General features: G+C 66.7%; 7 protein-coding genes. 2 read left to right on the top strand and 5 right to left on the bottom strand.

The annotated features are described in order from the left end of the window. Both clpA and clpS read right to left on the bottom strand, forming a co-directional pair. On the bottom strand, positions 1-509 hold a 509-nt coding region (clpA, locus tag M3498_12440), incomplete at its 3' end, for an ATP-dependent Clp protease ATP-binding subunit ClpA (protein ID MDQ3460092.1). Further along, positions 506-814, bottom strand: a complete 309-nt coding sequence (gene clpS, locus M3498_12435; GenBank protein MDQ3460091.1) for an ATP-dependent Clp protease adapter ClpS — start codon at positions 812-814, stop codon at positions 506-508. The genes clpS and clpA, both read right to left, overlap by 4 nt. 196 nt (positions 815-1,010) lie before the next feature. On the opposite strand from clpS, the gene M3498_12430 reads away from it, so the two are divergent. Then, entirely contained in the window at positions 1,011-1,901 is an 891-nt protein-coding gene (locus tag M3498_12430; GenBank protein ID MDQ3460090.1) for a hypothetical protein, read from the top strand. A 13-nt stretch (positions 1,902-1,914) separates the two neighbouring features. Here the strand turns inward: M3498_12430 and M3498_12425 are convergent, their stop codons facing one another. The 3 genes from M3498_12425 to nagA form a co-directional block, all read right to left on the bottom strand. Next, entirely contained in the window at positions 1,915-2,664 is a 750-nt protein-coding gene (locus M3498_12425) for a hypothetical protein (protein ID MDQ3460089.1), read from the bottom strand. Between the two features lie 35 nt (positions 2,665-2,699). Continuing rightward, positions 2,700-6,629: an N-6 DNA methylase gene (locus M3498_12420; GenBank protein ID MDQ3460088.1), complete on the bottom strand. Its 3,930-nt coding sequence runs from the start codon at positions 6,627-6,629 to the stop codon at positions 2,700-2,702. Positions 6,630-6,701: 72 nt separating this feature from the next. After that, a complete protein-coding gene (gene nagA / locus M3498_12415) occupies positions 6,702-7,811 on the bottom strand; it encodes an N-acetylglucosamine-6-phosphate deacetylase (protein ID MDQ3460087.1) in 1,110 nt (369 codons plus the stop codon). A 213-nt stretch (positions 7,812-8,024) separates the two neighbouring features. On the opposite strand from nagA, the gene M3498_12410 reads away from it, so the two are divergent. After that, a complete protein-coding gene (locus tag M3498_12410; protein MDQ3460086.1) occupies positions 8,025-9,737 on the top strand; it encodes a DUF2207 domain-containing protein in 1,713 nt (570 codons plus the stop codon). The last annotated feature ends 376 nt before the right edge of the window (positions 9,738-10,113 follow it).

The raw sequence follows: 10,113 nt of genomic DNA, 5'->3' as shown, positions 1-10,113 counted from the left end.
GGCTCGTCCACCCCGGCCTCGCCCGGCCTGGCGCGTTCCTGAGCAGCCGCCGCCCCACCGCTCACGCCCCCACCGCTCACGCCCGTCGTCACACCCCCGGCCAGCACACCGGTCACGGCGAGCCTGTCGAGACCGTGGGCCTCGAGCAGCAGGCAGGCCCGCGCCATCGGCTCGTCGAAGAGGGCGACTAAGACGTTGGCGCCGCTCGCCTCCTGGCGGCCCGCGCGCTGCATCGCCAGGGCGGCGCGCTGAAGGACGCGCTCGAAGGCGACGGTGGGTATGCTCTCCGCCTCGGCGTCCTCAAGCAGGCGCTCCTGCGCCTCCAACGAGCCCTCCAGCTCCAGCTCGAGCGCCGCTATGTCCACCCCGCAGAGGCGCAAGACCGCTTCGGCGTCGGGGTCCTGTAGCAGCGCCAACAGCAGGTGCTCGAGCCCGGCGTACTCGTGGCCGCGCGCCTCGGCCAGCTCGAGCGCGCGCCGCACCGTCTCGCGCAGGGGCGCCGAGATCACTCGGGCTCCAGCGTGCAGCGCAGCGGATAGCCGGCCCCGCGGGCGGCGCGCGTCACCTGCGCGACCTTGGTCTCGGCGATCTCGAAGGCGTAGACCCCGCAGACGCCCGCGCCCTGCTGATGCACGCTCAGCATGATGCGCGTGGCCTCCTCGCCGGTCTTGCGGAAGTAGCGCACCAGCACCTCGACCACGAAGTCCATCGGCGTGTAGTCGTCGTTTAAAAGCAGGACCCGGTACATGGGCGGCGTCTTGGTCTTGGTCTCGGTCTTGGACCGGGTCAGGGTGTCGCCGGCGGGCCTGGTCATCGTTTCAAGCATAGCAACCAGGCCGCACGACGCCTAGCGGCGCGCGAACAAAAGGCGCCCGAGAATCATCATTCGTAGCGCAGCCCTGACAGCGCAGCCCTGACGCTGAAGGGTGCGTGGTGTCGGCTTTTCGATCGGCGCGAGTCGCTTTATGATTGATTTATGACAAAGGGCCGGTGAGGTGACAAACGAAACCATGACCAATCGCTTGTTTCTCGGCATCGACGGCGGCGGCAGCGGCTCGAGGGCGGTCCTCGGTAATGAAGGGGAGATTCTGGCAAGGGTCGAGGGCGGCCCGGCCAACCCCAGGGCGCTGGGTGTTGGGGCGGTTTGGAACAACCTCGAGCAGCTTGCCGCTCGAGCCTTGCAGGAGGCGCGCTTGCCGCCCCAGATACCGTCGCGCCTCCACGTCTGCCTGGGCCTGGCGGGGGTGGGCCGGGAGGAGGACAGACGCCTCCTTCTCGCGCCGGGCCACCCCTTCGCCAGCCTGCGGCTCGAGACCGACGTGCACGTCGCCCTGGTGGGCGCGCTGGGCGGCGAGGAGGGCGTGCTCCTGGCCGCCGGGACCGGTTCCATCGCCTACGGGGTGGACGGCGGCGGCGCACGCTACCGCGCCGGCGGTTGGGGCTTGGCGGTCGGCGACGAGGGCGGCGGAGCCTGGCTGGGCCGCGAGGCGGTGCGGCTGGCCTTGCGTACCCATGACGGCCGCGGTGAAGCGACCGCCCTGCTGGGGGCCGTCTTGGAGCACTGGGGGCCGACGGTGGAAGGCTTGATGGAAAGGGTGCGCCTGGCCGGACCCGCCGACTACGGCCGCCTGGCGCCGCTCGTGTTCGCGGCGGCCGCGGCGGGCGACGGAGTCGCGCGGGCGCTCGAGGCGCAAGCGGTGACGGCGCTCGCCGAGCTTTTGGAGGCGATGGACAAACAGTATCCGCCGGGCGAGGTGGCTTTCAGCCTCACGGGCAGTATCGCCAAGAGGCTCGAGGGCGAGCTGCTGGGGGGCGCGCCCGAAAGGTTTCGCCGGGGCTACCGCCCCCCGCTGGCGGGGCCGGAAGTGGGCGCGCTCGAGCTGGCGAGACGGCTGCGCTGATCCTGACCGGCCTTCAGGCCGCGCCCGTATAGCCGCAGACGCCCATCCGCGGCGAGTTGACGACCGGCATAAAGGCCCAATCGTCCTCGTGCGCCTCGGCGTGAACCTCGCAGTAGAAGGGGTTGTCGTCGTTCCACATCTCTTCGGTGTGGAGCTGTGTGGCAGGCTTGCCACAGACCCGGCATGACCACTCGAGCGGCTCGTTGCGGGCCAGCAGGCGCAGCGCCCCGCCCCCGATGCGCCCCTCGCGCTCGCCGCTGACCTTGAGCTTCAGATAGGTGGTCGAGCCGAAGTCGTATTCGTGCGAAAAGCGCAGGCCGGGCTCGAGCACCTCGGCGAGGGGAACGTCCATGTCGCGCTCTTTGGGCTGGCGCGCCCTCAGCTCCTCAAAAAGCTCGCGGTTCGCCACGGGAAAGCCTTCAAAAAGGCTCTCCAGGTCGTCTTCAAAGCCATCCTCTTCGTCGTGATCGAGGTTGTAGTGGGTGTTGCCGACCTTGAACATGCTCAGGTGTCCGCAGCACTCGAGCCAGATGGTGCGCAGGAACCTGTCCAGTTCAACGAGCGTCGCACCGGCTTTGATCTCGAGGTCGAGCCAGTAGCGCGGCGCCCCGTCGCCCTCGGCGCGCAGGTGAAAGAGCCGCGCGGCCCTGCCCCGCTTGCCGTCGTGTTCGGGGGCGCAGGTCTTGAGGTGCCGGGTCATGCCCGCCTTGTTGCTCCGGTAGCCGCAGAGGGCGCAGTTGCCGTAACTCGTCGTCCGTGCCATAGCTCATCATAACCTTTGCGGCTACAGCACCGTCTTTACAGCACCGTCTTCAATGCCTCTTCGATGTCCGCCCTATGCTCGAGGACGCCGTAAACGCGGTAGGCAAGCTCGTCTATCGCTACTTCGGCGGCCTTGGCCTCGAGCATGACCGCTGCAAGCGTCTCGCCGGGGGCTTCGCTCATCACCCGCGCCTCCAAGTTTTCCACAATCCGCAGGTTACGGATCGCGTCCGTGTCGTACATCGGCGCGCTGAGAGCGCGCAGCGCCGCCCCCAGCAGGTTCTCACCCTTGCCCCGGGTGAACCTCTGCCTGCGCCTGAACCCCTCGTCGAATTCGCTGAGGTCATGCGCCCGAAAGAGCAGCATCCGCCTGAGCGCCTCGTGCGTCACCTCGACCTCCGCTAGCACCGACCACTCCCGCTCCCCCTCGCGCCAGTCCTCCTCTTCGGTCACTTCGCCCCAGAGGGTATAGCCCCGCTCGGTCGCTTCGGCGCGCAGGCCGAGCAGGTGACCGAGGCGGTTGGGGTTGGGGCTCGTGGCCCTCACGAGCTGTCCGTAGTCGCCCGCGAGGTCGTGATAGGCCGCGAAGGCCGTATCCTGCTGGACCTGCCCGTAGAGCACCCGCCGGTACGCCTCCATCAGCGCGTAGCGCCGACGAAAGAGCGCCTGCGCCCGGCGGCCCAGCTCACCCAGGCGCGCCTCGTCCTCTTCGCTCAGGTCGGGGATGGGCAGGTCGCCGACCTGGTTCTCGAAGTACTCGAACATGCCCTTGCCGGTGAGCTTGCCGAGGCCGCCCAGGGCGCGGTAGCGGAACTCGAGCACTACGGAGTTGAGGAGCGCGCAGAGGGCATAGACGTCAATAGGACTGCCTTTGCAAAACACCTGCGTGGTGTTGGTCAGCCCCAACCATGCACCCGAGTTGTCCACAGCGAAGACGTTGCCGTGCGCGCGGTAAGGAGCCATAATTTTGGCGGCAAAATGAACATCCGCATGAAGCGGCCAGGTGAAGCGGTACCATTCGCAGTTGCCCCGCCGGTAGGCCGCCCGCCCTTCCAGGACCTCCCGGTTCGCCTCGAGGTACACCCGAACCGGCTTGGGCAGGGCGGCAAAGTCCCAGTCCTCGACCCACAGCACCCGCTCGCCGCCGTCCACGGCGCCGTAGCGGTGCAGGTTGTCGTTCGAGGCACGGCGCTTGAGATGCGCCTCCGGCAGCCCGAAACGGCGAATCTTCTCTTGGTTGACGACGAAAACATCGTTCTCGCCCGTTTCCATACCCTTGCCGAGCCTGACAACTTCGCGCAGCACGCGCCCCGCTCCGTCGATGCGCGCGAACAGCTCCCGGTAGGGCGACAGCACCCAGCGGTCCTCGCCCAAGTCCGCCTGGAGGGCCTCGACGCGGACCACACCGTCAACCGGATAGTGGCCGCGCTCGAGCTGCCGCCTGACCGCGCCTTCGTCCATCACGTAGGTCGCGGCCAGCGCGTGACCTTCCGGCGCTTCGCCCTTGCGCCAGTGGACGATAGCGGTGGCGATGCCCGCCGCGAAGACCTTGTGACCGAGAAAATCCAAGGACCCCAGCAGCGTCGTCCGCTCCGCCAGGAAGCGCCGCAGCCCCTTCGACTTGTCGCCCTGCAAAAAGCTCCTCGAGACGATGAAGCCGAGTTCGCCGCCAGGCCGCAAGACCTGGTAGCCGCGGACGAAAAAGTAGAAGAGGATGTCGGTCTTGTCGGCGTAGACCTCGGGATAGGCCGCGCGCAGCCAGTCGAGCTCGGGGGCGCCCCGGCCAAAGGTGGCGTCCACATTGAAGTACGGCGGGTTGCCGATGACCGCCGTGAAGCCGCGCGCCCCCTCGGGCAGGGCGGGGTCGAAGACGTCGGGGAACTCGGCGGACCAGTTGAAGGGGCGCTTCTTCCTCGCTTCTTCCAACGCCTCGGCCTGAGCCCGCAACGCTTCCAGCACTTCGGCCAGCGTCCTGTCGGGGGTGTCTGCCAGCGCGCGGGGTTTGTTGCCGGTGATGAGGTAGTGGCGCACGGCTCTGACGGTCGCGTCGTCGTCCTCGAGCCCCGCTTCAGCGGCGGCGCGGCGCAGGGTTTCATCGCCGGCGAAAAAGGGCAACAGGTTGGGCAAGAGCGCCTCGTTGACCCCTTGCAGGGTGGTCTCGAGGCTGTCCAGCGCCTCTTTTCGTCCCTCCGCGGCCATGCTCACGTCTTTGGCTCCGCGCGCGAATCGGGCGGCTTTCTTGAGCGTTTCGGTGTAATCCCCCCGGCTGTCGCTACGCTCAGCCGCCCCCCTTGCTAAGGGGGGATGGGGGGATTGTGCGTCGACGAGGCTGTTGCCGCTGCGGAGGTTGAGGGTGAGCGCGGGGAGCTGCGCGTGCGCCGAGCCTCGCCTGCCGTACTGGCCCGGATGCGTGCGCAGGAGCTTGGTCCAGAGCGAGAGCTTGGCGAGTCCGACGGCTTGCGGGTCGAGGTCGACGCCGTAGATGCAGTCGACCAGGACGCGCTCGTGGGGGTAATCGATGCGTTTGGGCCGTTCTTGCTTCAAGATAGACTCGCCTGCATCAAACATATTCACTCTTTCGTTAAGTTTGCCGGTACGAACTTTGGCCTCCATTTCGTCAACCTTTTGGTTGTAACGCTCCAGGGCCTCGCTCAGGTAGTCGAAGGCGCCCAGCAGAAACGAGCCCGAACCGCAGGCCGGGTCTGCTACGCGCACCTCGAGGATGCGGTTGGCGGCCAGGGAGGCGGCTTCGTAATCGCCTGCCGCCAAGCGCTCGAGCGCCCCGTCCAAGTGCGGCTTCACCTGCGGCTCCAAGACGCGCCGGACGATGTGCCTGACGATGTATTCGGGCGTGTAGAAGACGCCCTCGCGCTTGCGCGTCTCCTGGTTGTCCAGAACCTGGATGACGCCGCCGGACTCGACCAGCTCGTGCGCCAGGAACTGCTCATAGGCGACGCCCAGGATGTCTTGGGTGAGGGTGGTGAAGTCGTAGTTGTAGACCGAGCGGAAGCCAAGAATCTGGCCTTCGGTGAGGGGCACCAGGCTCGGGTCCGGGACGGGGCTTAAGAGCACCAGCATCTCGAGGTGCTCGTTGGGGATGTGCAGCCCGTCGACGAAGGGGTTGGCGGCGAAGAGCTCGGTGTTGTAGCTCGCCCAGGTGTCGTCGAACTTGCTGCGCAGCTGCTCGATGAAGGGCTTGCTGCGAAAGGCGTCCTCCCAGGACTTGTAGAGCCGCCCGAGCACGTAGTAGGGCTCCTGGCCGTAGTTCTCGAGCAGTCTGATAAAGAGAAAGCGGAGCAAGATGAGGTGCGAGGCCTGGCGTATCTCGTCCAGGGTCAGCTCGGGCTGCGCCTGCCGAATCCCGTTGGCGAGGATGACGCGCCACAGCTTGAGGTCGCGCAAGAACTGCTCGCCCAGGGTTTGGCGCCGGTGCTCGCTGTAGTAAGCCAGCAGCCTGTCGCGCGCGATGTTTTCTCGAGCGAGGCGCTCATAGACCTCGGCGGCGAAGTCGGGGTCGGCGAGGTCCTCGGCGGAAAACGTCCAGAAGGGCTCGCGGTCGCTGAGGCGCAAGACATGCCATTCTCTGAAGTTGCTGAGAATCAGCCACGGCACCGGGGTATCCGCGCCTACGTCCAGAGCATAGTTGCGCAGGTAGTCGAGCACCTGGTCCTTGTTGGTCTGCCAGATGTTCCTGTCCCAAAAGGATTTGGCCTCGACCATCAGCCAGGGCGCTTTGCGTTTGGCGGGCAGGAGAAAGTAGTCCACCCACTCCTTGGTGAGCGTCAGGCTCCTGATGCCGGCTTCGGGTCTGCGTTCGTCGGGGCCGTAGCCCAGGGCCTCGAGAAAAGGGGTGAGGAGTCCGTCCTGGGTGCTCGCTTCCGGCTTGGCGCCCAGCCTGCCGGTCTTCAGCTCCTCGGCCCGGACGAGCAGCGTTTGCAAGTGAGCTAAGAAATCAGCGAGTGCCACGTGTCTTTATCTAATCACACTTTATCTAACCACACTTCGGTTTGGAGCTTCTTGCAAGAAGCGATGATGGTATCAGCCGATGAGCCGCCGGCCGCCCACGTAGACCTCGAGCACCCTGAGCTCATCGTCCAAGACCACCAGGTCGGCGCGCTTGCCCACGCTCAGCTCGCCGCGGTCGCCCAGGCCCAGATAGCGCGCCGGGTTGGCCGACAGCAGGCGGCTGGCCCCCTCGAGCGAAAGCCCCGCCGCCACGGCGTTGCGCAAGGCCCCGTCGAGCGTCAGCAGGCTGCCCGCCAGGGTGCCGTCCGCAAGCCGCGCCGTGCCGCCCTGGACGGTCACCTCCCGACCGGCGAGCTCGGAGCCGCCCTCCGCCATGCCGGCGGCGCGGATGGCGTCGGTGATGAGCGTCAGCCCTTGGGGCTTGGCGTTGTAGGCGGCCAGGAAAGTCCCGTCGTGGACGTGATGGCCGTCCAAGATGAGCTCGGCGAAGCTCGAGCGGTGGGCCAGCGCCGCGCCCATCACGCCGGGGTCGCGGGCCGTCATGCCGCCCATGGCGTTGCCGAAGTGGGTGAAGCCGGCGGTGCCGCCGACCGCCTCGACGGCGGCTAGCACCTCGAGCGTTTCGCGGTAGGTGGCGGTGCTGTGGCCGACGCTCACCCGCACGCCCGCGCGGGCAAAGCGCTTGGCCGCCTCGAGGGCTCCCGGCACTTCCGGTGCCAGGGTGACGAGCCGGACGACGCCAAAGGCCAAGACCTCATCGACAAGCGCGGGGGTGGGCTCGAGCGCGAAGGGCGGCTGCGCGCCCAAACGGTCGGGGGAGATGAAGGGGCCCTCCAGGTGGACGCCGGGCAGGCTGGGCCCGGCCTCACCGATAGCCTCATCCATAAGCGCTCGAGCCTCCCCGAGCACCCTCAAAATCTCCTCCCAGGGCTTGGTGATGGTGGTGGGGTAGAGGGTGGTGGTGCCGTGCCCCAGATGAAACCGTGCGAGGGTGCGGACGCCCGCCGCGCCGTCCACGACGTCGCCGCCACCGCCGCCGTGGACGTGGCTGTCGATGAAGCCGGGGAGGATGTAGGGCCCTTGGCCCCTGCCGGGGCTCAAGGTCTGGATGGTATCCGAAAAGGTCAGGCTGCCGGTTTGGAGGCCGTGGGGGATGAGCAGTCGGCCGCTGAGCGTGTTCACTCGAGCAGTCTAGCCCTAATACCTCCCGGCAAGCCGATGCTTCATCCAACCATCCAAGGGGCTTGACTTTTGAGACGGTTGCTTTCAACCATGGTTCCCTGGGGTGCTACCCTGCTGATGAACGCGCCATAGAATGCGGGTATGCCTTGGTTGCGCAGCTCGCTTGCCCTAAGTATCCTTAAGCCGCCCTCGCCGAGAGTACTCGCCCTCCTTGTGGTCCTGTTGTCGTTCGCCACCGCGCAGCGTTATGAGTGGCGCAATGTCGAGCAACGCGTCGAACTCCTAGCGAGCGGCGAGGTTATCGTCGACGACGTGCGGACACTTTGGACCGATGAGGACTTCGGCGAGGCTTACATCGAAATCAGGCTCGCACCCGGGCAGAGGGTGGAACTCCTGGAAGGTTCGGGCGCTGTCGGCCCGGGCCCGTCCGCCGAAGCCTACCAGCAGGCCACCCCAGGCGGGCAGGAACTGGTGGTGCGCCAGGAAGAGCGCATCTCCGAGAGGCGGGTGCGCTTTTACTACCGCCTGAGCGGCTCGCTCGACGCCTACAGCGATGTGGTGCAGTGGTACTGGAACATGGTGGGCCGAGAGGACGTCACGGTAGCTGGCTACAGCCTCGAGGTCCTCGCTCCCGGACCCATGGCAGCACCTTACGACGCGTTCGTCCACCGCTACGGCAACCCCGAAAGCCCACGTGTTTCTCTCTCCACAGACCGCTCCCGCCTTGGGGTCGAGTTCGACCGCGTCCCCGGTTCGGACGGTGTGGAGATTCGCTACCTTATGGACCCGGCGCTCTTTACCGTGCAAGGAAGTCAACCTGGGCTCGAGCGCCTTCTGCGTGATGAGGCACGCATCGCTGGCCTCGACGCCGCCAGGCGCTCGCCCTGGTGGGGCGCAGTGGGTCTTGTTTTGCTGATATTGCTCGTCCTGGGGGTCACCCGCGCTTACCTGCGTTACGGCCGCGAGCCAGACGTGGGTTCCACCATGCACTATCCCTTCGAGCCACCAAGTGACCTTCCGCCCGCAGCCGTCACCGCCTTTGGTCATCAGCTCAGCTCGAGCGTTCCCAGCGGTCCTGCCTTTAAAGCAACCATCATGGACCTCGCTAGGCGCGGCTACGGCGCCTTTGAGCCTAAAGGGCGCAAGTTCGAGATGAGCCTCAACCTGGAGAAGGACGACTACGAGCTCGAGCCCTTCGAGCGCGAGGTGCTCGACTACCTCAAGAAGGCAGCCGCTAGTGGGGGTGCGCAAGACAGGCTGGAGTCTGACACCCTCAAGAAGTACTCGGAGAAGCACGGCAGCAGCTTTTTACAAGCCTGGGGCAAGAAGCCTCGCACCTGGCTGGAGAAGCGTTTGGGTGGCCCACTCACCACGCCTGAGAGCAGGCGCGCCACTTACGTCTGGATGGGGGTAACCGCGCTGTTCCTCGTTCTCTTCGTGATCGGTGCGGCCCTCACCTTGGGACTGCCGCGTTACCTGCTTATCGCCTGCGCTGTCCTCTGCCCGGTGCTCTTTATCGTCATCGCCTTGATTATGCCGTCGTGGCGCCCTGAAGTGGCCAGGGAGGCGTACGGCTGGCAGGGCTTTAAACGCACCCTCTCGGACTACACCCGTATGAAGGATGCGCCCGACGATTTCTTCGTGCTCTGGGACCGCTACTACTGTTACGCCGCCGCGATGGGTGTGGCGGAAAAGTTCTTGCGCAACTTGCGTCGCGCCATGCCCATGCGCAAGCTCGATGAAGGGGCTATCGTCAGCCGCGCGGGCTGGCTGGGCGCCAGCTCCCTCGACAGCACGAACTTCGCGGGCATCTCGCGATCGGTGAGCACCCTCAGCCAGTCGCTCAGCAGCGTCTCGGCGTCCTCGGGCGGATCGGTCAGCGGGGGCGGGGGCGGAGGGGGCGGTGGTGGTGGAGGGGGGCGCTAGCCACAGCCACTGCCGGCACGCGAGCTTCCGAGCTGAACTGGAACTGGCCCGCACGCTCGCTCCCTCTACTACCGGGCGCGGACGCTCACCGGCTCGAGCATCCGGTCGGCCTTCGAGGACCTGGGCAGAGAGATGCCGGAAATTCTTCCCCTCGGCGGTCCCTTCTGGCTCAGCGAGCGCACGCTGCCTACCCCTACCCTGTTGGGTGACCCGCAGCTCGTCATGCGCAATGAGGCCCCGGCCTAGACATAGCTAGACATAGCCGCCGTACCCATGACGAAGGTCACTTCCGGCGGGCTCGGCTCGCGTCATAGACTGGGGGGATGAGCAGCGACCTGCCCGCCCTCGACCTGCCCGCCCTCGACCTGCGCGGCCT

The organism is Deinococcota bacterium (assembly GCA_030858465.1).
GTDB lineage: Bacteria > Deinococcota > Deinococci > Deinococcales > Trueperaceae > JALZLY01.
The sequence above is the reverse complement of the archived record's forward strand: the minus strand, read 5'-3'. Positions and strand labels throughout refer to the sequence as shown.

Coding starts and splice junctions, on each gene's coding strand:
- clpS (MDQ3460091.1), bottom strand. CDS start 814: ATGACCAGGCCCGCCGGCGACACCCTGACCCGGTCCAAGACCGAGACC.
- M3498_12425 (MDQ3460089.1), bottom strand. CDS start 2,664: ATGGCACGGACGACGAGTTACGGCAACTGCGCCCTCTGCGGCTACCGG.
- M3498_12430 (MDQ3460090.1), top strand. CDS start 1,011: ATGACCAATCGCTTGTTTCTCGGCATCGACGGCGGCGGCAGCGGCTCG.